We start from the raw sequence: 24,012 nt of genomic DNA, 5'->3' as shown, positions 1-24,012 counted from the left end.
CTTTTTCAAACTTGAGCAATCCATTTGCGGTGCGTATGGATCGACATCAGAACGCCAAACGCTGACAGCAGCGTCACCAACGAAGTTCCGCCATAGCTGATGAAGGGCAGCGGCACGCCCACCACGGGCAGAAGGCCGCTGACCATACCGATATTGACGAACACATAAACAAAGAAGGTCATGGTCAGGCTGCCCGCGAGCAGCTTGCCGAACAGGGTCTGCGCCTGGGCCGTGATCATCAGCCCACGGCCGATCAGCAGCATGTAGATCAGCAGCAGCAGGCAGATGCCGACCAGGCCGAACTCTTCACCGAGCACGGCGATGATGAAGTCGGTGTGGCTTTCCGGCAGGAAGTCCAGGTGCGACTGGGTGCCCAGCAGCCAGCCCTTGCCGAACACCCCGCCCGAGCCGATCGCCGCCTTGGACTGGATGATGTTCCAGCCGGTGCCCAGCGGGTCGCTTTCCGGGTCGAGGAAGGTCAGCACACGCTGTTTCTGGTAGTCGTGCATGACGAAGAACCACATGGCCACCGCCACCGGCACCGCCGCGGCGATCACACTGACGATCCAGCGCCAGCGCAGGCCGCCCATGAACAGCACGAAGGCACCAGAGGCGAGGATCAGCAGCGCCGTGCCCAGGTCGGGCTGGCGCACGATGAGGATGAACGGCACGCCGATCAGCACCAGGCTGATTGCCACGTGCTTGAGGTGCGGCGGCAGGGTGCGCTTGGACAGGTACCAGGCGATGGTCGCCGGCATGATGATCTTCATGAACTCCGAGGGCTGGAAGCGGATCACCCCGGGGATGTTGATCCAGCGCGTGGCGCCCATGGCGTTGTGGCCCATCACGTCCACCACCACCAGCAGCATCACCCCGGTGAGGTAGGCCAGCGGCACCCAGCGCGCCATGAAGCGCGGCTCCAGCTGGGCAATGATGAACATCGACACCAGGCCGATGCCGAAGGAGGTGGCCTGCTTCATCAGCAGGTCCCAGTTCTTGCCGCTGGCCGAATACAGCACGAACAGGCTGCCGGCGGCCAGCGTCAGCAGGATGAGCAGCAAGGGGCCGTCGACGTGGATGCGCTGCAGGAAGCTGGCGCGCCGGCGCATCACGTCCTCGCTGGAGAGCATGCGATCGAAGTTGTTCATCACGGGGCCGTTTCCTGGGCGACTGTGGCGGGGCCGAACTCAGGCTTGAGCCGGCCGTTCTCGTCGAGCAGCCAGGCGTCCATGACCTGGCGTACCACGGGGGCGGCGACACCGGAGCCGGACTCGCCGTTCTCGACCATCACCGAGACCACGATCTTCGGGTCTTCGGCGGGGGCGAAGGCAACGAACAGGGCGTGGTCGCGGTGGCGCTCCTGGAGCTTGTTGCGGTCGTACTTCTCGCCCTGCTTGATCGCCACCACCTGCGCGGTGCCGCTCTTGCCGGCGATACGGTATTGCGAGCCAAGGGCCGCCTTGCGCGCGGTGCCACGGGCACCGTGCATCACCTGCTCCATGCCATGGGTGACCTTGGCCCAGTCGGACTTGTCGCGCAGGACGATGTTCTCCATCGGGTTCTCGTCCACCGGCGGCTGGCCTTCGATGGTCTTGGCCAGGTGCGGGCGGTTCCACACGCCCTTGTTGGCGATCAGCGCGGTGGCCTGGGCCAGCTGCAACGGCGTGGTCTGCATGTAGCCCTGGCCGATACCGAGGATCAGCGTTTCGCCCGGGAACCAGGCCTGGCGGCGGGTGGCGCGCTTCCATTCGCGGGACGGCATCAGCCCGGGGGATTCCTCGAACATGTCCAGCGAGACCTTCTGCCCGATGCCGAACCGGTTCATGTAGTTGGACAAGCGGTCGATGCCCATCTTGTGCGCAAGGTCGTAGAAGTACGTGTCATTAGACCGCATGATCGCCACATCCAGGTCCACCCAGCCATCGCCGGTGCGGTTCCAGTTGCGGTATTTGTGGTCGTAGTTGGGCAGTTGGTAGTAGCCCGGGTCGAACACCCGGCTGGAGGCGGTCACCACGCCACTGTCCAGGCCGGCAATGGCCACGGCCGGCTTGATGGTCGAACCCGGCGGGTACAGGCCGCGCAGCACACGGTTGAACAGTGGCCGGTCGATCGAGTCGCGCAGCTCGGCATAGGCCTTGAAGCTGATGCCGGTGACGAACAGGTTGGGGTCGAAGCTCGGCTGGCTGACCATCGCCAGCACCTCGCCGGTGCGCGGGTCGAGCGCCACGATCGCGCCACGCCGCCCACCCAGCGCCTGCTCGGCCGCTTCCTGCAGCTTGATGTCGAGGCTCAGCACGATGTCCTTGCCCGGCTTGGGGTCGGTGCGCTTGAGCACCCGCAGCACCCGGCCGCGGGCATTGGTCTCGACTTCCTCGTAGCCCACCTGGCCGTGCAGGTCATCTTCGTAGAAACGCTCGATGCCGGTCTTGCCGATGTGGTGGGTGCCGCTGTAGTTCACCGGGTCGAGGGTCTTGAGCTCTTTCTCGTTGATCCGCCCCACATAACCCACCGAATGGGCAAAGTGCGCACCCTGCGGGTAGTGACGCACCAACTGCGCCGCCACCTCGACACCGGGCAGGCGGAACTGGTTGACCGCGATACGGGCGATCTGTTCTTCGTTGAGCTCGAACAGGATCGGCACCGGTTCGAATGGCCGGCGCCCCTGCTTCATGCGTTTCTCGAACAGGGCACGGTCATCCGGGGTGAGCTCCAGCACCTCGACGATCACATCCAGCACTTCCTGCCACTTGCCAGGGTTGCCGGAGCGTTCGCGGGTCATCACCAGGCTGAAGCTGGGCCGGTTGTCGGCGACGATCACCCCGTTGCGGTCGAAGATCAGCCCGCGGGTCGGCGGGATCGGCTGCACATGCACCCGGTTGTTCTCCGACAGCGTCGAGTGGTAGTCGAACTGGATGACCTGCAGGAAGTACAACCGGGCGATCAACACGCAGACGAGCAGCACCACCGCCACGGCGCCTACGACGACGCGGTTGCGCACCAGGCGGGCGTCTTTCTCGTGGTCCTTGAGGCGGATCTGCTGCGGCATCGGCGGGCTTACAGGTTCATTTGTGGTACGGATGCCCGGACAGCACGGTCCAGGCGCGATAGATCTGCTCGCCGATCAGTATCCTTACCAACGGGTGCGGCAACGTCAGCGGCGACAGCGACCAACGCTGCTCGCTGCGTGCGCAGACCTCCGGCGCCAGCCCTTCCGGGCCGCCCACCATCAGGTTGACCGTACGCGCATCCAGGCGCCAACGGTCCAGCTCGCCCGCCAACTGCTCGGTACTCCACGGCTTGCCATGGACCTCCAGCGTGACGATGCGTTCCCCGGGCTGCACCTTGCTCAGCATCGCCTCGCCCTCCTGACGGATCAGGCGGGCGACATCGGCGTTCTTGCCGCGGGTATTCAGCGGGATTTCCACCAGCTCGAGCGCAAGCTCCGGGGGCAGGCGCTTGGCATATTCATGCCAGCCTTCCTCGACCCACTTGGGCATGCGCGAGCCGACCGCGATCAGACGCAGACGCACGACGCTTCCTTATTCCCGGTCTTTGAGCTTGTCGGAATACTCGTGCGCGTGCTCCGGGCTGTGGTGCTTGCCATCGTTGGCACGGCTCTGCTCGGCGCCCAGCCACAGGCGCTCCAGGTCGTAGAACTGGCGCGCGGCGGCGGTCATCATGTGCACGATGACGTCGTTCAGGTCCAGCAGCACCCAGTCGCTGTCGCCCTTGCCTTCTTCGCCCAGTGGCTGAGCGCCCTTGGCCTTGACCGCTTCACGGACCTTTTCCAGCATCGCGTTGATCTGGCGATTGGAGGTACCGGTGGCGATGATCATGAAGTCGGTCAGGCTGTGCTTTTCACGCACGTCGATAACCTGGATGTCCTGGGCCTTGACGTCTTCCAGCGCGGCCTTGGTCAGCGCGACCAGCTCTTCGCCACTGATGCCATTGATTTTCTGCTTGGTCATATAAAACTCGTTCAACTCATTGAATGAGGCGCCCGTGGGCGCCGTCAGTTGGACGCACGATACAGATCGTGCGCCTCGATGTAGGCCAGTACTGCGTCCGGCACCAGGAACCGCGCCGACTTGCCGCTGGCCAGCAGCTGTCGGATCTGCGTGGCGGACACCGCGAGCGGCGTCTGCCAGACGAACGAAATGTGCCCCGCCGGGCCGGACATGGCGGTGGGGTCGTTCTGTGAGCGCGCCGCCAGCAGGTTGCGCAGCTCGTCAGGGGGTTCGACATCAGCATCCGGGCGTTGCAGCACCAGGATGTGACAGTGTTGCAACAACTCTTCCCAGCGGTGCCAGCTGGGCAGGCCGCAGAACGCGTCCCAGCCCATGATCAGGAACAACTGGTCGTGCTCGTTCAGCTCGGCACGCACCGATTCGAGGGTGTCGATGGTGTACGACGGTTTGTCACGCGCCAGCTCGCGGGCGTCCACGCTCAGGCAGCCGACACCCTGCACGGCGCTGCGCACCATGGCCAACCGGTCCTGCGCCGCCACTTGCGGCGTATCGCGGTGCGGCGGGCGGGCATTGGGCAGCAGGCGCAGCTCGTCCAGGTGCATGAACTCGGCCACTTCCAGCGCACTGCGCAGGTGACCGATATGCACCGGGTCGAAGGTACCGCCGAGCATGCCGACGCGCCGCACTGCCACCGCCTTGCTCAACTCAGCAGGACTCCTGGCCGCGCAGCTGGCCGTCGCCGATCACCACGTACTTCTCGCAGGTCAGGCCTTCCAGGCCGACCGGGCCGCGGGCATGCAGCTTGTCGGTGGAAATGCCGATCTCCGCGCCCAGGCCGTACTCGAAGCCGTCGGCGAAGCAGGTCGGGGTGTTGAGCATCACCGACGCCGAGTCGACCTCGGCGATGAAGCGCCGGGCCTGGCCCTGGTGTTCGGTGATGATCGAATCGGTGTGGTGCGAACCGTAGTGGTTGATGTGCTCGATGGCCTGGTCCAGGCCGTCGACCACACGGATCGACAGGATCGCGTCGAGGTATTCGGTGTGCCAGTCGTCTTCAGTGGCCGGCTGGCTGTCGATGATCGCCTGGGTACGCGGGCAACCGCGCAGCTCGACGCCTTTTTCCTGGAAGCGGCGGGCCATCTCCGGCAGGAAGCGCTCGGCCACGCGCTGGTCGACCAGCAGGGTTTCCATGGCGCCGCAGATGCCGTAGCGGTAGGTCTTGGCGTTGAAAGCAACGCGCCAGGCCTTGTCCAGGTCGGCGTGTTCGTCGACGAAGACATGGCAGATACCGTCCAGGTGCTTGATCACCGGCACCCGCGCGTCGCGGCTGATGCGTTCGATCAGGCCACGGCCGCCGCGCGGCACGATCACATCGACGAACTCGGGCATGCTGATCAGCGCGCCCACGGCGGCGCGGTCGGTGGTCTCGACCACTTGCACCACCGCTGGCGGCAGGCCGGCCTCGGCCATGCCACGCTGGATGCAGGTGGCAATGGCGCGGTTGGAATGGATGGCTTCGGAGCCGCCGCGCAGGATGGTGGCGTTGCCCGACTTGAGGCATAGGCTGGCGGCGTCGATGGTCACGTTGGGGCGCGATTCGTAGATGATCCCGATCACCCCCAGCGGCACGCGCATCTTGCCGACCTGGATGCCCGACGGGCGGTAGCTCATGTCGCGCATGGCGCCGACCGGGTCCGGCAGGCTGGCCACCTGGCGCAGGCCGGTGATCATGCCGTCGATACGCGCCGGAGTGAGTGCCAGGCGGTCGAGCAGTGCGGGCTCCAGGCCATTGGCACGGCCGTTGGCAAGGTCCTGTTCATTGGCTGCGGTGAGCGCGTCGCGGGCGGCGTCCAGCGCGTCGGCGGCGGCCTGCAGGGCGCGGTTCTTCTGCGCGGTGCTGGCACGGCCGATGACCCGCGAGGCCTCACGGGCGGCGTGACCCAGGCGGGTCATGTAGTCAAGAACGGACTCAGTCATGGGCTCGGTGTCTTGGCGAAAGGGGAAATCGGCTGATTATAACTGGCGCGCTTCGGTACGCCCAGCGGTGGGTGGCGGATGGTAGAAAATGGTGGGCGTCGAGGTGTAGGAAAGATGTAACCGCCCGTATCGGAATTTTCTCACATCCATCGCGGGGCAAGCCCGCTCCCACGCGTTCACCGGGTATCGGGCGTCTGCGTGGGAGCGGGCTTGCCCCGCGATGGGACCACACCGATTCAGCCTCGATTAAGCCATTCATTGCTATCATCCGCGCCTTTACCGCCACGAACCGTCCGCATGCCCGAACACGCCCCCTGCCCGGCCCGCGCCCTGCCCGACAGCTTTTTCAACCGCGATGCCCAGACCCTCGCCCGCGACCTGCTCGGCAAGGTGATCCGCCACCGTCACGGCAATCTCTGGCTGGCGGCGCGGATCATCGAGACCGAGGCCTACTACCTCACCGACAAAGGCAGCCACGCGTCCCTGGGCTATACCGAAAAGCGCAAGGCGCTGTTCCTCGATGGCGGGCACATCTACATGTACTACGCCCGCGGCGGCGATTCGTTGAACTTCAGCGCCCACGGCCCGGGCAACGCGGTGCTGATCAAGTCCGCCTACCCTTGGGTCGACGCGCTGTCCGACGAAAACAGCCTGGCGCAGATGCAACTGAACAACCCCGACGCCAGCGGCAACCTGCGCCCGCCTGAGCGCCTGTGCAACGGCCAGACCCTGCTGTGCCGGGCCATGGGCCTCAAGGTGCCGCACTGGGACGCCCAGCGCTTCGACCCCGAACGGCTGTACGTCGAGGACTGCGGTATCCGCGTGCCCCGGGTGCTGCAGGCCGCCCGACTGGGGATCCCCCAGGGCCGTGACGAGCACCTGCCCTATCGGTTCGTCGACGCCGAATACGCCCGCCACTGCACGCGCAACCCACTGCGCCGCGGCCAGGTCGAAGGCCAAGACTTCTTCATTCTCGAACAAGGAAACTGACCCATGGGCCAATGGCTCGACAGCCTGACCACCTGGCTTGGCGCCAACCCGCAATGGCTGGGCCTGGCGATCTTCGTGGTGGCCTGCGTGGAATGCCTGGCGATCGCCGGCATCATCGTGCCCGGCACCGTGCTGCTGTTCGCGGTCGCCGTGCTGGCCGGCAGCGGCGCTTTCAGCCTGGGCGAAACCCTGTTGCTGGGTTTCCTCGGCGGCCTGCTGGGTGATGCCATTTCCTATGCCGTGGGCAAGTATTTCCACCAGAACATCCGCCGCCTGCCGCTGCTGCGCAGCCACCCGGAATGGATCGGCAGCGCCGAGGCCTACTTCCAGCGCTACGGCATCGCCAGCCTGCTGGTGGGCCGCTTCATCGGCCCGCTGCGGCCGATGCTGCCGATGGTCGCGGGCATGTTCGACATGCCGCTGCCGCGCTTCATCGCCGTCAGCCTGGTGGCCGGTGCCGGCTGGTCGGTGGCCTACCTGCTGCCTGGCTGGGCCACCGGCGCCGCCATGCGCCTGCCGCTGCCCGAAGGGTTCTGGCTGGATGCCGGGATCATCGTCGGCACCCTGGCGGTGTTTATTGGCCTGAGCCTGAACTGCAGCATCCGCGACCAGCGCCACGCTACCCGCCTGGTCGCCGCGCTCAGCGGTGTGGCGGTGGCCGCCCTGTTCGTCGGCTGGCCGTACCTGAGCGAGTTCGACCAAGGGGTGATGACCCTGGTGCAGGAACACCGCAGCCAGGCACTCGACGGCGCAGTGGTGATGATCACCCGCCTGGGCGATTTCCGTACCCAGTTCTTCCTCGGCGGCCTGCTGACCGGGCTGTTGCTGCTGGCCCGGCAGTGGCGCCATGCACTGTTCGCCGGCTCGGTACTGATCGGCACGGCAATCGCCAATGGCACGCTGAAATGGCTGTTCGCCCGGGCCCGCCCGGAGGTGCTGAGCGACCCGCTGACCAGCTACAGCATGCCCAGCGGCCACAGTTCGGCGGCGTTCGCCTTCTTCCTGGTGCTGGCGGTACTGGCCGGGCGCGGGCAACCGCCGCGCATGCGCCTGACCTGGGTGATGCTGGGCTGCCTGCCGGCCCTGGCGATCGCCCTGTCGCGGGTGTACCTGGGTGCGCACTGGCCGACCGACATCCTGGCCGGGGCGCTGTTGGCGTGTTGCGTGTGTGCGCTGGGCCTGACGCTGGTGCAGTACCGCCAGCCGCTCACGGCTTTGTCGCAACGGGTGTGGTGGCTGGTGCTGCCGGCGTGCGCCGCGCTGCTGGCGTTCTTTGTGCTGCATGCATTGCCGAAGGCGTTGCTGCGTTATCAGTATTGAGGACCGCTGCACTGGCCTCTTCGCGGCTAAAGCCGCTCCCACAGGGTCTGCGCATAACCTGTGGGAGCGGCTTTAGCCGCGAAGGGGCCAATAAAGCATTCAGGCGAACAACTCGCCCTGGATCCGCTCCAGCAGCGCCTGGATCGCCTCCAGCCGTTGCTGCGGCGAATCGATCGCCAGCAAATCGAGCTTGTCCTCTTCCATGAAAGGCAACAGATAGGCGAGCTGGTTGCCCAGCGACTGCCGCCCATCCACGTCACGCGGCATATCCAGCGCCTCGACCATCGGGTGCTCGCCCAGCGCCAGCAGCAGCGCCAGCAGGTCATCGTCCTGCTCCACCAGCGGGCTGTCGGCCAGTTCCGGTAGCCAGTGGACTTCGCCGACCAGCAATTGGTCCTTCTGCACCTCGGTCTGCTCGACACTGAAGCGCCGTACACCTTCGACGCGAATCCCCAGCAGGCCGTTGTCCTGCTGCACGAAATCGCGGATCAGCGCCTCACAACCAATCGATGCCACCGCCGGCGGAGCCTTGCCCACCTGCTCGCCCTCGAGGATGCACACCACACCAAAGCCTGCGCCTTGCTTCATGCAGCGGCCGATCATGTCCAGGTAGCGCGCCTCGAAGATCTGCAGGTCGAGCAGGCAACCGGGGAACAGCACGGTATTGAGGGGAAACAGCGGTAAGGTCATCTCAAGTCCTCATGCCACCAGGCTGACCGCCAACGGCAGGAACACCGCCGTGGCCACCCCCATCAGGCTCATCGCCAGCGCGGCGAAGGCGCCGCATTCATCACTTTCCTGCAGGGCCACCGAGGTCCCCACCGCGTGGGCGGTTACGCCAAGGGCCATGCCCCGGGCCTCGGGGCTGAGCACACCGAAGCGGGTCAACAGCGCCGGGCCGAAGATCGCCCCGATAACCCCGGTGATCAGCACGAACACCGCCGCCAGCGCCGCCACGCCACCAATCTGTTCGGCCACCAGCATGGCAATCGGCGAGGTGACCGACTTGGGCGCCATGGTCATCAGGATCATGTGCTCGGCGCCGAACCACCAGCCCAGCGCCAGGCAGGCCAGCGTGGCGAACAAGCCTCCGATTACCAGCGTAGTAAATGTCGGCCAGAACAGTTGACGGATGCGTCGCAGGTTCAGGTAGAGCGGCACCGCCAGGGCCACGGTAGCCGGCCCCAGCAACGTCCCCATGATCTCGGTGCTCTTGCGGTACTCGGCGTAGTCGATCCCGCACACCAGCAGCACGCCGATCACCACCAGCATCGACACCAGTACCGGCTGCAGGAAGATCCAACGGGTCTTTTCATAGGCCGCCAGCACCAGTTGGTAGGCGGCCAGGGTGATACCGATGCCGAACAACGGATGATGGATCACCGCGTCGAGCGCGCCGTGCCAGTCGAGGATCATGGCAGCTCCTCGCGCTTGCCCTGGCGGTGGATCAGCTTCTGCATCAGCACGCCAACGAACACCAGGGTCACCAGGCAGGAGATCAGCAAGGCGCCGACGATGGCCCAGAAGTCGGCGGCGATGTCCTTGGCGTAGACCATCACCCCCACGGCCGGTGGCACCAAGAGCAACGGCAGGTAGCGCAGCAGGCTGCTGGCGGCCTCGTTGAGCGGCTTGCCCACTTCACCGCGCGCCATCAGGAAGGCCAGCAGCAGCAACAGGCCGATGATCGGCCCGGGCAGGATAGGCAGGCACAGATGATTGATCGCCGTCCCCAGCAGCTGGAACAGCACCAGCCAGGTCAACCCACGCAACAGCATAAAGACCTCCTGAAAGCAGGCGGCCATTATAAGCACGCCAAGCACGCGGCTATAAGGCGAAATTCGGCGAAAAAGGCATAACTTGACTGCAACGGCTGGCCGTGCTGATCTTGCACCTTCGTACCAAATGACAACCTGGAGAGTCGCGATGCCCTATGTACCGGTTACAGAGCTTTCGCAGTACGTTGGTAAGGAACTGGGACGTTCCGCCTGGCTGAAGATCGATCAGCAACGCATCAACCTGTTCGCCGAGGCCACCGGCGATTTCCAGTTCATCCATGTCGACCCGGTCAAGGCGGCGAAGACCCCGTTCGGCACCACCATCGCCCATGGTTTCCTCACCCTGTCGCTGATCCCCAAGCTGATGGAGGACCTGCTGGTGCTGCCCGAAGGCCTGAAGATGGTGATCAACTATGGCCTGGACAGCGTGCGCTTCATCCAGCCGGTCAAAGTCGACAGCAATGTGCGGTTGAAGGTGGACCTGACCGACGCCATCGAGAAGAAGCCCGGCCAGTGGCTGCTCAAGGCCACCGTCACCCTCGAGATCGAAGGTGAAGAGAAACCGGCCTACATTGCCGAGCCGCTGTCGCTCTGCTTCGTCTGAAGGGCTGACTGAACACCTGTGGGAGCGGCTTGACCCGCTCCCACAAGCGCCCCAATTCACCCTTTCACGTATTGTGCGGCATACTCCATGCATCGTTCGGCCCGGAACCCGCCATGCGCCCCCTGCTACCCCTGACCCTGATCCTGCTGCTCGCCGCCTGCGGCGATGGCGAACCCCTGTCGCCACCTGACGCCCGCCTGCCAGATGGCGGCCGCTACCGGGGCCAGGTGGTCAACGGCCTGTTGCAGGGCGAGGGGCGCATCGACTACCCCAATGGCAGTTGGTACGCCGGCACCTTCAAGGATGGCCAGTGGCATGGCCAGGGCGAATGGCACGGCAGCAACGGCGAGGTCTACCGTGGCCAGTTCGCCGCCGGGCTGTTCCAGGGCCTGGGCGACCTCACCACCCCGGGCAGCCACTACGCCGGCACCTTCAAGCACGGCCGCCGCGACGGCGAAGGCACCCTCAAGCAACATGACCAGACCTACCGCGGCCAGTTCAAGGACGACCAGTACGACGGTGCCGGCCAGCTCGACCTGGCCGACGGCAGCCGTTACCAAGGCCTGTTCGCCAAAGGCAAGCCCAATGGCGCCGGGGTGCGCAGCGATGCCAGCGGCAACCAGTACAGCGGCCATTTCATCGACGGCCAACTGCAGGGCGCCGGCACCTACGACAGCGCCGACGGTGAGCAGTACATCGGTGAATTCAAGGACAACCATCTCGAAGGCCGAGGGCGCTACGAGAATGTCGACGGCGATGTGTGGATCGGCGACTTCAAGGATGGCTCGCTGGTGGGCCAGGGCGAACTGCTGGGCAGCGACGGCAGCCGCTACAAAGGGGCATTTCGTGACTGGCGCTTCAACGGCAACGGCAGCCTGCAGCTGGCCGATGGCAGCCAGTACCTCGGCGGCTTCGCCGACGACGCCTACCAGGGCCACGGCCGCCTGACCCACCCCGACGGCCGGGTCGAGGCTGGCTACTGGAGCAACGGCGTGCGCGTGCGCGACGAGAACAGCAAGCTGCTGCCCGACCCGCTCGATCTTGCCCTGCTCAACCAGGGCAAGCTGCTGGACGATGCCCTGAGCAAGGTGCCGCGCTCGCTGCCACCCGTGCAGCTGTACAGCCTGGTGGTGGCCGGCGATGGTCAGCAAAGCGTGTTCATGCGCGAGGCCGACTACGTCAGCAACATGCTCAAGGTGCGCTTCGGCGCCCATGGCCAGGTTACCCTGGTCAACCACCGCGATCATATGGCCGACCGCCCCATGGCCACCCGCGAGAACCTCACCCGCGCAGCCCGGGTGATCGCCGAGCGCAGCGGCCCGGAAGACCTGGTGTTCGTCTACCTGACCAGCCACGGCAGCCATGATCACCAGCTGGTGCTCGACCAGCCGCGCCTGCAACTGGCCGACCTGACCGCCGACGAGCTGGCCAGCGCCCTCGCCCCCCTCAAGGACCGCGACAAGGTCATCGTCGTCTCCGCCTGCTACTCCGGTGGCTACATCGCCCCGCTCAAGGACGACCGGACCTTGATCATGACCGCCGCCCGCCCCGACCGGGTATCGTTCGGCTGCTCGGAAGAGGCCGACTTCACCTATTTCGGCGATGCCCTGTTCGCCCAGGCCCTGAACCAGACCGACGACCTGAAACAGGCCTTTGAACTGGCGCGCCAGAGTGTTGCCGAACGGGAGAGAAGGGAAGGTTTCGAAGCCTCCGAGCCGCAGCTCTGGGCGCCGCCGGCCGTGGTCACGCACTGGCAGCGCCTGCGCCGGCAACAGGCCGAACAAGCCTTGCGCAATGGCACACAGCCAGTACCTGGCGAACAGGCAAAAACACCTGGCACCCACTAAGCTGTGTGTAACAAGGGAGAGACATCATGTACTTGACGCCTCAGCATGTCCTGCTTGCCGGTGCCACGGGTCTGACGGGTGAACACCTGCTCGACCGCCTGCTCAACGAGCCCACCATAAGCCGCGTGCTGGCGCCGACTCGCCGGCCGCTGGCCGAGCACCCGCACCTGGAAAACCCGGTGGGTGACCCGGCCGTGTTTCTCCCGCAACTGGCCGGCCGTGTCGATATTGCCTTCTGCTGCCTGGGCACCACGCTCAAGCAGGCCGGCTCGGAAAACGCCTTCCGTGCGGTCGACCTGGACATGGTCGTGGCCTTCAGCAAGCGCGCCCGCGAGATGGGTGCACGCCACCTGCTGGTGATCAGCGCGCTGGGGGCCGACCCGAAGTCATCGATCTTCTACAACCGGGTCAAGGGCGAAATGGAAGAGGCGCTCAAGGGTCAGGACTGGCCGCAGCTGACCATCGTGCGGCCTTCGCTGTTGCTGGGTGAGCGCATGGAGCCAAGGCTTGGGGAAATGGTCGCGGCGCCGTTCTCCCGGCTGATCCCGGGCAAGTATCGTGGGATCGAGGCCTGTACGCTGGCCCGGGCGCTGTGGCGCCTGGCGCTGGAAGAAGAGGACGGGATTCGGGTGGTCGAGTCGGACGAACTGCGCAAGCTGGGCAAGAAGTGATCGCCCATCAGTAAGCAATCGCGGGGCAAGCCCGCTCCCACGGTGGTCCATTTCGTGGGAGCGGGCTTGCCCCGCGATGTTTCTAAAGCCCGCCCGTGGCGTTGAAGCCAACCCCCGCCGCCGTCAGCAACGACAACGGCAACAGCAAGGTATCGAGCAACGCGCTCCCCGGCAGGTCCAGCCCCGGATAAGCCGGCGCCAGCGCACCGAAGCGATCTTGCGGGCAACAGCCGCCATTCATCACATACAGGTCCAGCCGCGTCCCGGCATACACCACCGGGGCGCCCGGCTTGTTCGCGTCCAGCGTGCGCACCGTGGCGCAACCGCCAAGCTGGGCCAGCACCAGCAACCCGAGCAAAACCCGCCTCAATCGTCGACCCCGTGGTGATGCTCACCCCAGCGCGGCAGCATGTCCTGGGGAATGTTCAGCAGGTTGAGAATGCGCGCCACGACGAAATCGACCAGGTCGTCGATGGTCTGCGGCTGATGGTAGAAGCCCGGCGCCGCCGGCAGGATCACCGCGCCCATCTGCGAAAGCTTGAGCATGTTCTCCAGGTGGATGGTGGAGAACGGTGCTTCACGCGGCACCAGGATCAACTGGCGTCGCTCCTTGAGGGTGACGTCGGCAGCACGTTCGATCAGGTTGTTGCAGGCGCCGGTGGCAATCGCCGAGAGCGTGCCGGTGGAACAGGGCACCACCACCATCGCCGCCGGCGCGCCGGAGCCCGAAGCCACCGGTGACATCCAGTCTTCCTTGCCATACACCCGGATCTGCCCATCGGCGGCGCCGGTGTACTCGGTGAGGAAGGCCTGCATTGCCTGGGGCTTGGCCGGCAACAGCACATCGGTCTCGGTGGCCATCACCAGTTGCGCAGCCTTGGAGATGAGAAAGTGCACCTCGCGGTCCTCACGCACCAGGCAGTCGAGCAGGCGCAGGCCATACTGCGCCCCGGAGGCGCCGGTCATGGCCAGGGTGATGCGTTGCGGCCCGTTCACTTCAGCGCCTCGGCCAGCTTGCCATGCAGGCCGCCGAAACCGCCGTTGCTCATGATCACCACATGGGTGCCCGGGCGGGCCTGGCCCTTGACGCGTTCGATGATTGCCTCGAGGCTGTCGGCGACCACACTGGGCACCTTGCACAGGGCCGCCGTGGCGGCGAGGTCCCAACCCAGGTTGGCCGGGGCATACCAGATCACCTGGTCGGCATCGTTGACGCTTTCCGGCAAGCCATCGCGGTGCGCGCCGAGCTTCATGGAGTTGGAGCGCGGCTCGATCACCGCAATCACCGGCGCCTCGCCGACGCGCTTGCGCAGGCCGTCGAGGGTGGTGGCGATGGCGGTCGGGTGGTGGGCGAAGTCGTCGTAGATGGTCACGCCCTGCACTTCGGCGACCTTCTCCATGCGCCGCTTCACGCTCTTGAACGCACTGAGGCCGTCGATGGCCATGGCCGGCACCACACCGACATGGCGGGCGGCGGCCAGGGTGGCCAGGGCGTTGGCGACGTTGTGCTGGCCGGTCATTTCCCAGTCCACCACGCCTTGCACCTCACCGTCGAACAGCACTTCGAAGCGCGAGCCATCGGCGCTGAGCAGGCGTGCCTGCCATTGGCCACCTTCGCCGGTGGTCTGCACCGGGGTCCAGCAGCCCATGCCGATCACCCGCTCCAGGGCCTGCTCGGTGGTCGGGTGGATCACCAGGCCTTCGCTCGGGATGGTGCGCACCAAGTGGTGGAACTGCCGCTCGATGGACGCAAGGTCCGGGAAGATGTCTGCGTGATCGAACTCAAGGTTATTGAGGATCGCGGTGCGCGGGTGGTAGTGGACGAACTTCGAGCGCTTGTCGAAGAACGCGCTGTCGTATTCGTCGGCCTCGACCACGAAGAACGGCGTATCGCCCAGGCGGGCGGATACCGAGAAGTTCTGCGGCACGCCACCGATCAAAAAGCCCGGGCTCATGCCGGCGTGTTCGAGCACCCAGGCCAGCATGCTGCTGGTGGTGGTCTTGCCGTGGGTACCCGCCACTGCCAGCACCCAACGGCCCTGCAGCACATGGTCCGCCAGCCACTGCGGGCCGGACACATAAGGCAGGCCTTTGTTCAGCACGTACTCCACCGCCGGGTTGCCCCGCGACATGGCGTTGCCGATCACCACCAGGTCTGGGGCCGGCTCCAGTTGTGCAGGGTCATAGCCCTGGGTGAGCTCGATGCCCTGGGCTTCGAGCTGGGTGCTCATGGGCGGATAGACGTTGGCGTCCGAGCCGGTGACGCGATGGCCAAGTGCCTTGGCCAGCACCGCCAGCGAGCCCATGAAAGTGCCGCAAATACCGAGAATATGAATGTGCATGGTCGACCTCGCAAAACGTCGACGCAGGGTAGCCCAGGGCGCGGGAAATCGCACCCGCTGTTTCGCTCAACCAGCCCTGGCGATGCCGTGTTTGCGCAGTTTCCGATACAGGGTGTTGCGGCTGATCCCCAGGTGCTCGGCGACATGGGTCATGTGCCAGCGGTTGGCTTCCAGTACTGCCAGCAATGCATCGCGTTCGGCATTCTCAAGCCGGGCATGACCATCGTGGGAGCGGGCTTGCCCCGCGATGGCGTCCGACCGGGCAACATCGAAAGTCCTGCCGACACCATCGCGGGGCAAGCCCGCTCCCACGCGCACAACTGCGGGCAGATCCTGGTACTCGACCCGTCCCTCTTCGCACAACGCCACCAGCGTGCGCAGCACATTGCGCATCTGCCGCACGTTACCCGGCCAGGCGAAATCGAGCAGCGCCTGACGCGCCGCAGGCTCGATAGCCAGCGACTGCCCTTCGGCCTCCTGACGCAGCAAAAAATCCAGCAACTGGCCTTTGTCGCTGCGCTCACGCACCGCCGGCAAAGCCACCTCAAGTCCATTGAGGCGGTAATAGAGGTCTTCGCGGAATGTGCCTTGTTGCACCCGCTCCAGCAAATCACGGTGAGTGGCACTGACGATTCGCACATCCACCGCCTGCGGCTCACCACCAATCGGCACCACCTGACGCTCTTCCAGCACCCGCAGCAACCGGGTCTGCAACGCCAGCGGCATGTCGCCGATCTCGTCGAGCAACAGGGTGCCGCCATCGGCCTGCAACAGCTTGCCGCGCATGCCTTCCTTGCGCGCCCCGGTGAAACTGCCGCCGCGATAGCCGAACAGCTCGCTCTCGATCAGGCTCTCCGGGATCGACGCGCAGTTGATCGCCACAAAGGGCTTGTGCCGGCGGGCACTGGCCTGGTGCACGGCCTGGGCGAACGCCTCCTTGCCACAACCGGTCTCACCGCGCAGCAGCAGTGGCACATCCCGCTCGAAGACCCGCACCGCCCGGCGAAAGTCATGCTGCAACGCCGGGTCGAGCAGGCAGATGCCTGGCTCGACGGCCTGGCGTGCCTGGGGCAATGCCGCCGGCACCGACCACACAGGTTTACGCGCCTGGCCACGCAGGCTGGCGAACACCTGCCGGCCATCGCGGGTATGCAGTGGCCACGCCGTGCTGCCCTGCGCCGTGGCGCGGCTGAACAGTTCGTCATGGCTGCAGGCAAAGAACCGATCAACCGGCTTGCCCAGCACCCCACCGCGAATACTGCCCAGCAGGTTCAGCGCGCTCTGGTTGGCAGCGCAGATCAGCCCGTCGCCGTCGAACGCCAGCAAGCCCTCGCTGAACAAGCCGACCGACTCGGCCTGCAGATGGAAACGCAGCAGCCATTGCTGCTCGAAGTGGCGCAGGAAGTAGCAGCTCTCGATCATCTTCGCCGAAAGGTTGACCAGCGCCATGGTGTGGAACTGGCTCTGGCGCGATACGTCCGGCCGCGCTGACGACACGTCGAGCACCGCCAGCAATTCACCGTGGGGGTCGAACACCGGGCTGGCCGAGCAGGTCAGGCCGGTATGACGGCCACGAAAGTGCTCGCCCTGGTGGATGGTCAGGGCCTGGCGCTCGACCAGGCAGGTGCCGATGCCGTTGGTGCCCTCGCGCGCTTCGCTCCAGTCGGCACCGAGCCACAACCCGGCACGCTCGAAAATGCGCCGCTCGCTGGGTGCGGTCACGCAGTTGAGGATCACCCCACGAGCATCGGTGAGCAGCACTGCATGCCCGCTGCCCGACAGCTGCTGGTGCAGGCTGTTCATCTCGTTGTCGGCGATCTGCAGCACCTGCTGCAGGCGCTCGCGGCTTTCGAGCAGGCGGCCGTGTTCGAGCACCACCGGGGCCTGGGCGCGCGCGGGGTCGAGGTGGTAGTCCTCCAGGCAACGCAGCCAGGAGCGGGCGATGGAGGGGTCGCTGCCCGGCCCACTGGCCTGGCCATGGGCGACAGTCAGCACTTGCTGGGCGTGGCGGCTGAACGGGTTGCTCTGCATTTGTTGTTGTTCTCCGCAGATAGAGAGCGTTGCGCCAGCATCCTCCAGGCACGGACGCTTTGCAATGCTGGCTGACCACCGAGTCACCGCCTGTGCCATGAACGGTACAAAGTGTCACCCAGCCCGTGCCAGCCTTGGTACAGAGCCGTGCCGACCCGCGTGGAAAAATGACCCAAGTCTTTGATCTACAAGGGCCTGCCAGCACTGGCCCGACCTTTGCTCTACGCTTGGTAACTCCGCAACAATCACAAAGACCAGGAGACACACCATGCGTTACGCACATCCCGGTACCGAGGGCGCCAAGGTCAACTTCAAGACCCGCTATGGCAACTACATCGGTGGTGAGTTCGTTCCTCCGGTAAAGGGTGAGTACTTCACCAACACCTCGCCGGTGAACGGCCAGCCGATCGCCGAGTTTCCTCGTTCCACTGCCGAAGACATCGACAAGGCCCTCGACGCCGCCCACGCCGCCGCCGACGCCTGGGGCCGCACCTCAGTGCAGGACCGCTCCAACGTGCTGCTGAAGATCGCCGATCGCATCGAGCAGAACCTCGAACTGCTGGCCATCACCGAAACCTGGGACAACGGCAAGCCGATCCGCGAAACCCTCAACGCCGACATCCCGCTGGCCGTCGACCACTTCCGCTACTTCGCCGGCTGCATCCGCGCCCAGGAAGGCGGCGCCGCCGAGATCAACGAGAACACCGTGGCCTACCACATCCACGAGCCACTGGGCGTGGTCGGGCAGATCATCCCGTGGAACTTCCCGCTGCTGATGGCCGCCTGGAAGCTCGCCCCGGCCCTGGCCGCCGGCAACTGCGTGGTGCTCAAGCCCGCCGAACAGACCCCGCTGGGCATCACCGTGCTGCTGGAACTGATCGGCGACCTGCTGCCCAAAGGCGTGCTCAACGTGGTGCAAGGCTATGGCCGCGAGGCCGGTGAAGCGCTGGCCACCAGCAAGCGCATCGCCAAGATCGCCTTCACCGGCTCCACCCCGGTCGGCTCGCACATCATGAAGTGCGCGGCCGAGAACATCATCCCGTCCACCGTCGAGCTGGGTGGCAAGTCGCCGAACGTGTACTTCGAAGACATCATGCAGGCCGAGCCGAGCTTCATCGACAAGGCCGCCGAAGGCATGGTGCTGGCGTTCTTCAACCAGGGCGAAGTGTGCACCTGCCCGTCGCGCGCGCTGGTACAGGAGTCGATCTACCCGCAGTTCATGGAAGTGGTGATGAAGAAGGTGCTGCAGATCAAGCGCGGCGACCCGCTGGACACCGACACCATGGTCGGCGCCCAGGCCTCGCAGCAGCAGTTCGACAAGATCCAGTCCTACCTGAAGATCGCCCAGGAAGAAGGCGCCGAGCTGCTGACCGGCGGCAAGGTGGAGCAACTCGAAGGTTCGCTGGCCACCGGTTACTACATCCAGCCGACCCTGCTCAAGGGCAACAACAAGATGCGCGTGTTCCAGGAAGAAATCTTCGGCCCGGTGGTCAGCGTCACCACCTTCAAGGACGAAGCCGAAGCCCTGGCCATTGCCAACGACACCGAGTTCGGCCTCGGCGCCGGTGTGTGGACCCGCGACATCAACCGCGCCTACCGCATGGGCCGTGGCATCAAGGCCGGCCGTGTGTGGACCAACTGCTACCACCTGTACCCGGCGCATGCCGCGTTCGGTGGCTACAAGAAGTCCGGCGTCGGTCGTGAAACCCACAAGATGATGCTCGACCACTACCAGCAGACCAAGAACCTGCTGGTGAGCTACGACATCAACCCGCTGGGCTTCTTCTAAAACAGTGCATTGGGGCTGCTGCGCAGCCCATCGCGGGGCAAGCCCGCTCCCACGCCGACCTCACACGGCAGTCGTGGGAGCGGGCTTGCCCCGCGATGGCCCGCAAAACGGCCCCAACCGCTCTGGCTCGCTTCCTGCAACACAAATCACCAAGGCCCGGAACCCTTCCGGCCACCAAGAAAAACAACAGGTGAATCCATGCCAAGCGATCATTCCGCCGGCGCGCCGGCAAGCTCCTCCGTCGACTTCGAAAAGGTCAATTCCGAGTATTTCCAGCAACGTGAACTGAAAAAAGGCGCCGCAGGCTGGGTCCTGCTGGTGGGCCTGGGCGTGGCCTACGTGATTTCCGGCGACTACGCCGGCTGGAACTTCGGCCTGGCCCAGGGCGGCTGGGGCGGCATGTTCCTCGCCACCTTGCTGATGGCCACCATGTACCTGTGCATGTGCTTCTCGCTAGCCGAGCTGTCCTCGATGATCCCCACCGCCGGTGGCGGCTACGGCTTCGCCCGCAGCGCATTCGGGCCCTGGGGCGGCTTCCTTACCGGCACGGCGATCCTCATCGAGTACGCCATCGCCCCCGCGGCCATCGCCGTGTTCATCGGTGCCTACTGCCAGTCGTTGTTCGGCATCGGCGGCTGGATGATCTACCTGGCGTTCTACATCATCTTCATCGGCATCCACATCTTCGGGGTGGGCGAGGCGCTGAAACTGATGTTCATCATCACCGCCGTCGCCGCCATCGCCCTGGCGGTGTTCCTGATCGGCATGGTGCCCCATTTCGATGCAGCCAACCTGTTCGACATCGCCAAGACCGACGCTGTCGGTGCCAGCAGCTTCCTGCCGTTCGGCTATGTCGGCGTGTGGGCCGCGATCCCCTATGCGATCTGGTTCTTCCTCGCCGTCGAAGGCGTGCCCCTGGCCGCCGAAGAAACCAAGAACCCGAAACGCGACCTGCCGCGCGGCCTGATCGGCGCCATGCTGGTGCTGCTGGCCTTCGCCCTGCTGATCCTGGTGGTCGGCCCCGGCGGCGCAGGCGCCGACGCCCTCAAGGCCTCGGGCAACCCGCTGGTCGAGGCGCTGGCCAAAGCCTACGGCGGCTCCACCTGGATGGGCGGCTTCGTCAACCTGGTCGGCCTGGCTGGCCTGATCGCCAGCTTCTTCTCGATCATCTACGCCTATTCGCGGCAGATCTTCGCCCTGTCCCGCGCCGGCTACCTGCCGCGCAAACTGTCGCAGACCAACAAGAGCAAGGCCCCGGTACTGGCCCTGGTGATCCCCGGGATCATTGGCTTCGCCCTGTCGCTGACCGGCCAGGGCGACCTGCTGATCCTGGTGGCGGTATTCGGCGCTACGCTGTCCTATGTGCTGATGATGGCCGCGCACATCACCCTGCGTATCCGTCGCCCGAAAATGGAGCGCCCGTATCGCACCCCCGGTGGCATCTTCACTTCGGGCGTGGCCTTGGTGCTGGCCTGCATCGCCGTGGTCGCCGGCTTCCTGGTCGACCCACGGGTGGTGATTGGCGCCGCGGTGATCTATGCGGTGCTGATTGCCTACTTTGCGTTCTACAGCCGCCACCACCTGGTGGCCGGCACGCCGGAAGAGGAATTCGCCGCGATCCAGAAGGCCGAAGAGGCCTTGCACTGATCGTCGACCCGCGCCGCAGGCCAGCCCTGCGGCGCCCTGGAGATTCTGTATGGCAAGTTTCGTACACACGGTGGGCAACCAGCTCTACCGTTTCGACAGCCTCAAAGAGGTCATGGCCAAGGCCAGCCCGGCACGCTCGGGCGACTACCTGGCCGGGGTGGCCGCCAGCAACGATGGCGAACGGGTCGCCGCGCAGATGGCCCTGGCCAATATCCCGCTCAAGCACTTCCTCAGCGAAGCGCTGATCCCCTACGAAGACGATGAAATCACCCGGCTGATCATCGACAGCCATGACCCGCAGGCTTTCGCCCCGGTCAGCCACCTGACCGTCGGCGGCCTGCGCGACTGGCTGCTCGGCGAGCAGGCCGACGAACACAGCCTGCGCGCCCTGGCCCCAGGCCTGACGCCGGAAATGGCAGCGGCCGTGTCGAAGATCATGCGGGTGCAGGACCTGGTGCTGGTGGCGCAGAAGATCCGCGTGGTCACCGCCTTCCGCGGCACCATGGGCCTGCCTGGGCGGCTGTCCACGCGGCTGCAACCCAACCACCCCACCGACGAACCCGCCGGGATCGCCGCCAGCATCCTCGACGGCCTGCTGTACGGCAACGGCGATGCCATGATCGGCATCAACCCGGCCACCGACAGCATCGCCTCGATCTGCGACCTGCTGGTGATGCTCGACAACATCATCCAGCGCTACCAGATCCCCACCCAGTCCTGCGTGCTGACCCACGTCACCACCAGCATCGAGGCGATCAACCGTGGCGTGCCGCTGGACCTGGTGTTCCAGTCGATCGCCGGCACCGAAGCGGCGAATGCCGGCTTCGGCATCAACCTCAACGTGCTGCAGGAAGGCTACGAGGCCGGGCTGTCGCTCAAGCGCGGCACCCTCGGGCAAAACCTGATGTACTTCGAAACCGGCCAGGGCAGCGCCCTGTCGGCCAACGCCCACCACGGCGTCGACCAGCAAACCTGCGAAACCCGCGCCTATGCCGTGGCCCGGCATTTCAAGCCGTTCCTGGTCAACACCGTGGTCGGCTTCATCGGCCCGGAGTACCTCTACAACGGCAAGCAGATCATCCGCGCCGGCCTCGAGGACCACTTCTGCGGCAAGCTGCTGGGCGTGCCGATGGGCTGCGACATCTGCTACACCAACCATGCCGAAGCCGACCAGGACGACATGGACACCCTGCTCACCCTGCTGGGCGTGGCCGGGATCAACTTCATCATGGGCATCCCCGGCTCCGACGACATCATGCTCAACTACCAGACCACCTCGTTCCACGATGCGCTGTATGCACGGCAAACCCTCGGCCTCAAACCCGGGCCGGAATTCGAAGCGTGGCTCGAACGCACCGGCATCTTCACCCAGGCCGATGGCCGTGTGCGCTTCGGCGACAACCTGCCGCCGGCCTTCCGCCACGCGCTCGCGCAACTGGCCTAGGAGCGCCCATGGACCGACATACCCCTACCGAGCAAAACCCCTGGCTGGCCCTGCGCAACCTCACCCCGGCACGCATCGCCCTGGGCCGTACCGGCATCAGCCTACCGACCAGCGCGCAACTGGACTTCCAGTACGCCCACGCCCAGGCCCGCGATGCCGTGCACCTGCCCTTCGACCATGCCGGCCTGCGCCAGCAGCTCAGTGAGCGTGGCCGCGACAGCCTGCTGTTGCACAGCGCCGCCAGCGACCGCCACCAGTACCTGCAGCGCCCCGACCTTGGCCGGCGCCTGCACGCGGACTCTGCCCAGCAACTGCGTGATCACGCCCAGGCCAACCCGGCGGGCGTCGACCTGGCCATCGTCGTCGCCGACGGCCTGTCGGCCCTGGCCGTGCATCGCCATACCCTGCCCTTCCTCAGCCGCTTCGAGGAGCAGGCCGCCGCCGACGGCTGGACCAGCGCCCCGGTGGTGCTGGTGGAGCAGGGCCGGGTGGCGGTGGCCGATGAAGTGGGTGAGCTGCTCAAGGCCCGCATGACCGTGATGCTGATCGGCGAGCGCCCGGGGCTAAGCTCCCCCGACAGCCTCGGGCTGTACTTCACCTACGCGCCCAAGGTCGGTTTGACCGACGCCTACCGCAACTGCATTTCCAACGTGCGCCTGGAGGGCCTGAGCTATGGCATGGCCGCCCATCGCCTGCTCTACCTGATGCGCGAAGCCTGCAAGCGCCAGCTTTCAGGGGTGAATCTCAAGGACGAAGCCGAGGTCCACAGCATTGAAAGTGACCATTCGGGCAAAAAAAACGGAAACTTCCTGCTCGGGGAAGGGTAAAAAACATGTCACGGAAGGCGGATTGCACTTGTAGGCTGCTTTAGGCAGCATGCAGATGACTGCTGGCAATCCGCCGTATCCCCCAAAATGGACACTGAGGCCCGCACATGCGAATCATCAAGGCTACCCTGGAGCACCTCGACCTGCTCACGCCGTTGTTTGTGAAGTACCGTGAGTTCTATGGCCAGCTGCCTTATCCGGACAGTTCCCGCAGCTTCCTGGAAAAGCGCCTCAAGCGCGGCGAATCGATCATCTACCTCGCCCTGCCCGTTGACGACGACAGCAAACTGCTGGGGTTCTGCCAGCTCTATCCGAGCTTCTCGTCGCTGTCGCTCAAACGTGTGTGGATCCTCAACGACATCTACGTCGCCGAAGACTCGCGACGCATGCTGGTAGCCGACCACCTGATGCGCGAAGCCAAGAAGATGGCCAAGGAGTCGAACGCCGTGCGCATGCGCGTGTCCACCAGCAGCGACAACGAGGTGGCGCGCAAGACCTACGAGTCCATGGGTTTTCGCAAGGACACCGAGTTCGAGAACTACATCCTGCCGATCACCCAGGATTGATCGCAAGCGCTGCGCGAGGCTGCTCTCACGGATCTGCACAGATGTAGTTGGTGTGGCAGAGGCCTGTGGGAGCGGCTTCAGCCGCGAACACCGGCGCAGCCGGTGCCATGCATCGCGTCGCTAGCTTCGCGGCTAAAGCCGCTCCCACAGGTTATGCATGCTGTCGTAACGCTCCGCTACAAACTCTCCGGGCACAATCGGCGCTTCGCCGTAT

The 24,012-nt window shown here is 65.4% G+C and carries 23 protein-coding genes; 10 read left to right on the top strand and 13 right to left on the bottom strand.

Translation table 11 applies throughout. The features are described from left to right. Window positions 1–5 precede the first annotated feature (5 nt). Genes rodA through F6X61_RS17840 form a run of 6 tightly spaced genes read right to left on the bottom strand, consistent with a single transcriptional unit; the run spans window position 6 to window position 5,945 of the window. Window positions 6–1,109, bottom strand: coding sequence for a rod shape-determining protein RodA (rodA, locus tag F6X61_RS17865; protein WP_167409818.1), 1,104 nt, complete (start codon window positions 1,107–1,109; stop codon window positions 6–8). A 38-nt stretch (window positions 1,110–1,147) separates the two neighbouring features. Beyond that, on the bottom strand, window positions 1,148–3,046 hold the full coding sequence (mrdA, locus tag F6X61_RS17860) for a penicillin-binding protein 2 (RefSeq protein WP_110993392.1): 1,899 nt from the start codon (window positions 3,044–3,046) through the stop codon (window positions 1,148–1,150). Window positions 3,047–3,062: 16 nt separating this feature from the next. After that, window positions 3,063–3,530 (bottom strand): 23S rRNA (pseudouridine(1915)-N(3))-methyltransferase RlmH, encoded by a 468-nt coding sequence (gene rlmH, locus F6X61_RS17855; RefSeq protein ID WP_023631106.1) that lies wholly within the window; start codon window positions 3,528–3,530, stop codon window positions 3,063–3,065. A 9-nt stretch (window positions 3,531–3,539) separates the two neighbouring features. Beyond that, window positions 3,540–3,968: a ribosome silencing factor gene (gene rsfS, locus F6X61_RS17850; RefSeq protein ID WP_110993391.1), complete on the bottom strand. Its 429-nt coding sequence runs from the start codon at window positions 3,966–3,968 to the stop codon at window positions 3,540–3,542. A gap of 44 nt (window positions 3,969–4,012) precedes the next feature. Next, window positions 4,013–4,639 carry a nicotinate-nucleotide adenylyltransferase gene (nadD, locus tag F6X61_RS17845; RefSeq protein ID WP_178125844.1) on the bottom strand — a complete coding sequence of 209 codons (627 nt, stop codon included), beginning with the start codon at window positions 4,637–4,639 and terminating at the stop codon, window positions 4,013–4,015. Between the two features lie 34 nt (window positions 4,640–4,673). Then, window positions 4,674–5,945: a glutamate-5-semialdehyde dehydrogenase gene (locus F6X61_RS17840; RefSeq protein WP_153787721.1), complete on the bottom strand. Its 1,272-nt coding sequence runs from the start codon at window positions 5,943–5,945 to the stop codon at window positions 4,674–4,676. Window positions 5,946–6,242: 297 nt separating this feature from the next. Between F6X61_RS17840 and F6X61_RS17835 the strand changes: the two genes are divergently transcribed. Both F6X61_RS17835 and F6X61_RS17830 read left to right on the top strand, forming a co-directional pair. Continuing rightward, entirely contained in the window at window positions 6,243–6,935 is a 693-nt protein-coding gene (locus tag F6X61_RS17835; protein ID WP_153787720.1) for a DNA-3-methyladenine glycosylase, read from the top strand. A 3-nt stretch (window positions 6,936–6,938) separates the two neighbouring features. Next, window positions 6,939–8,255, top strand: a complete 1,317-nt coding sequence (locus F6X61_RS17830) for a bifunctional DedA family/phosphatase PAP2 family protein (RefSeq protein ID WP_153787719.1) — start codon at window positions 6,939–6,941, stop codon at window positions 8,253–8,255. A gap of 99 nt (window positions 8,256–8,354) precedes the next feature. Here F6X61_RS17830 and F6X61_RS17825 read toward each other — a convergent pair whose 3' ends face one another. Genes F6X61_RS17825 through F6X61_RS17815 form a run of 3 tightly spaced genes read right to left on the bottom strand, consistent with a single transcriptional unit; the run spans window position 8,355 to window position 10,030 of the window. After that, complete coding sequence (locus F6X61_RS17825) at window positions 8,355–8,945, bottom strand: LON peptidase substrate-binding domain-containing protein (RefSeq protein ID WP_153787718.1); 591 nt, start codon at window positions 8,943–8,945, stop codon at window positions 8,355–8,357. Window positions 8,946–8,954: 9 nt separating this feature from the next. Further along, window positions 8,955–9,671, bottom strand: coding sequence for an LrgB family protein (locus F6X61_RS17820; protein ID WP_153787717.1), 717 nt, complete (start codon window positions 9,669–9,671; stop codon window positions 8,955–8,957). Then, a complete protein-coding gene (locus tag F6X61_RS17815) occupies window positions 9,668–10,030 on the bottom strand; it encodes a CidA/LrgA family protein (RefSeq protein ID WP_153787716.1) in 363 nt (120 codons plus the stop codon). The genes F6X61_RS17820 and F6X61_RS17815 overlap by 4 nt, the downstream gene beginning before the upstream one ends. A 148-nt stretch (window positions 10,031–10,178) precedes the next feature. Between F6X61_RS17815 and F6X61_RS17810 the strand changes: the two genes are divergently transcribed. From F6X61_RS17810 to F6X61_RS17800, 3 genes are all read left to right on the top strand, one after another. Continuing rightward, window positions 10,179–10,634: a MaoC family dehydratase gene (locus F6X61_RS17810; RefSeq protein WP_110993383.1), complete on the top strand. Its 456-nt coding sequence runs from the start codon at window positions 10,179–10,181 to the stop codon at window positions 10,632–10,634. A gap of 113 nt (window positions 10,635–10,747) precedes the next feature. Next, window positions 10,748–12,481: a C13 family peptidase gene (locus F6X61_RS17805; protein WP_153787715.1), complete on the top strand. Its 1,734-nt coding sequence runs from the start codon at window positions 10,748–10,750 to the stop codon at window positions 12,479–12,481. A 26-nt stretch (window positions 12,482–12,507) separates the two neighbouring features. Beyond that, window positions 12,508–13,152 carry an oxidoreductase gene (locus tag F6X61_RS17800; RefSeq protein WP_153787714.1) on the top strand — a complete coding sequence of 215 codons (645 nt, stop codon included), beginning with the start codon at window positions 12,508–12,510 and terminating at the stop codon, window positions 13,150–13,152. 82 nt (window positions 13,153–13,234) lie between these two features. Here the strand turns inward: F6X61_RS17800 and F6X61_RS17795 are convergent, their stop codons facing one another. The 4 genes from F6X61_RS17795 to F6X61_RS17780 all read right to left on the bottom strand — a co-directional run bounded on the left by F6X61_RS17795 (window position 13,235) and on the right by F6X61_RS17780 (window position 17,525). Continuing rightward, the gene (locus F6X61_RS17795; RefSeq protein ID WP_153787713.1) at window positions 13,235–13,522 is read right to left on the bottom strand and encodes a YceK/YidQ family lipoprotein; all 288 of its coding nucleotides are present in this window, start codon (window positions 13,520–13,522) and stop codon (window positions 13,235–13,237) included. After that, window positions 13,519–14,148: a flavin prenyltransferase UbiX gene (gene ubiX / locus F6X61_RS17790; RefSeq protein ID WP_153787712.1), complete on the bottom strand. Its 630-nt coding sequence runs from the start codon at window positions 14,146–14,148 to the stop codon at window positions 13,519–13,521. The genes F6X61_RS17795 and ubiX overlap by 4 nt, the downstream gene beginning before the upstream one ends. Next, window positions 14,145–15,494, bottom strand: coding sequence for a UDP-N-acetylmuramate:L-alanyl-gamma-D-glutamyl-meso-diaminopimelate ligase (gene mpl, locus F6X61_RS17785; RefSeq protein WP_153787711.1), 1,350 nt, complete (start codon window positions 15,492–15,494; stop codon window positions 14,145–14,147). The genes ubiX and mpl overlap by 4 nt, the downstream gene beginning before the upstream one ends. A 66-nt stretch (window positions 15,495–15,560) precedes the next feature. Beyond that, entirely contained in the window at window positions 15,561–17,525 is a 1,965-nt protein-coding gene (locus F6X61_RS17780) for a sigma-54-dependent Fis family transcriptional regulator (protein WP_153787710.1), read from the bottom strand. 268 nt (window positions 17,526–17,793) lie between these two features. Between F6X61_RS17780 and F6X61_RS17775 the strand changes: the two genes are divergently transcribed. From F6X61_RS17775 to F6X61_RS17755, 5 genes are all read left to right on the top strand, one after another. Then, on the top strand, window positions 17,794–19,314 hold the full coding sequence (locus F6X61_RS17775) for an aldehyde dehydrogenase family protein (protein WP_125462456.1): 1,521 nt from the start codon (window positions 17,794–17,796) through the stop codon (window positions 19,312–19,314). A 198-nt stretch (window positions 19,315–19,512) separates the two neighbouring features. Continuing rightward, a complete protein-coding gene (gene eat / locus F6X61_RS17770; RefSeq protein WP_125857293.1) occupies window positions 19,513–20,961 on the top strand; it encodes an ethanolamine permease in 1,449 nt (482 codons plus the stop codon). A 49-nt stretch (window positions 20,962–21,010) separates the two neighbouring features. Beyond that, window positions 21,011–22,405, top strand: a complete 1,395-nt coding sequence (locus F6X61_RS17765) for an ethanolamine ammonia-lyase subunit EutB (RefSeq protein WP_153787709.1) — start codon at window positions 21,011–21,013, stop codon at window positions 22,403–22,405. Window positions 22,406–22,413: 8 nt separating this feature from the next. Beyond that, the gene (eutC, locus tag F6X61_RS17760) at window positions 22,414–23,232 is read left to right on the top strand and encodes an ethanolamine ammonia-lyase subunit EutC (RefSeq protein ID WP_153787708.1); all 819 of its coding nucleotides are present in this window, start codon (window positions 22,414–22,416) and stop codon (window positions 23,230–23,232) included. Between the two features lie 107 nt (window positions 23,233–23,339). Next, window positions 23,340–23,798: a GNAT family N-acetyltransferase gene (locus tag F6X61_RS17755; protein WP_153787707.1), complete on the top strand. Its 459-nt coding sequence runs from the start codon at window positions 23,340–23,342 to the stop codon at window positions 23,796–23,798. The last annotated feature ends 214 nt before the right edge of the window (window positions 23,799–24,012 follow it).

Origin of the sequence: Pseudomonas sp. EMN2 (assembly GCF_009650555.1) — a bacterium.
Classification (GTDB): Bacteria; Pseudomonadota; Gammaproteobacteria; order Pseudomonadales; family Pseudomonadaceae; genus Aquipseudomonas; species Aquipseudomonas sichuanensis.
This window is presented reverse-complemented; position numbering and strand designations above follow the sequence as displayed.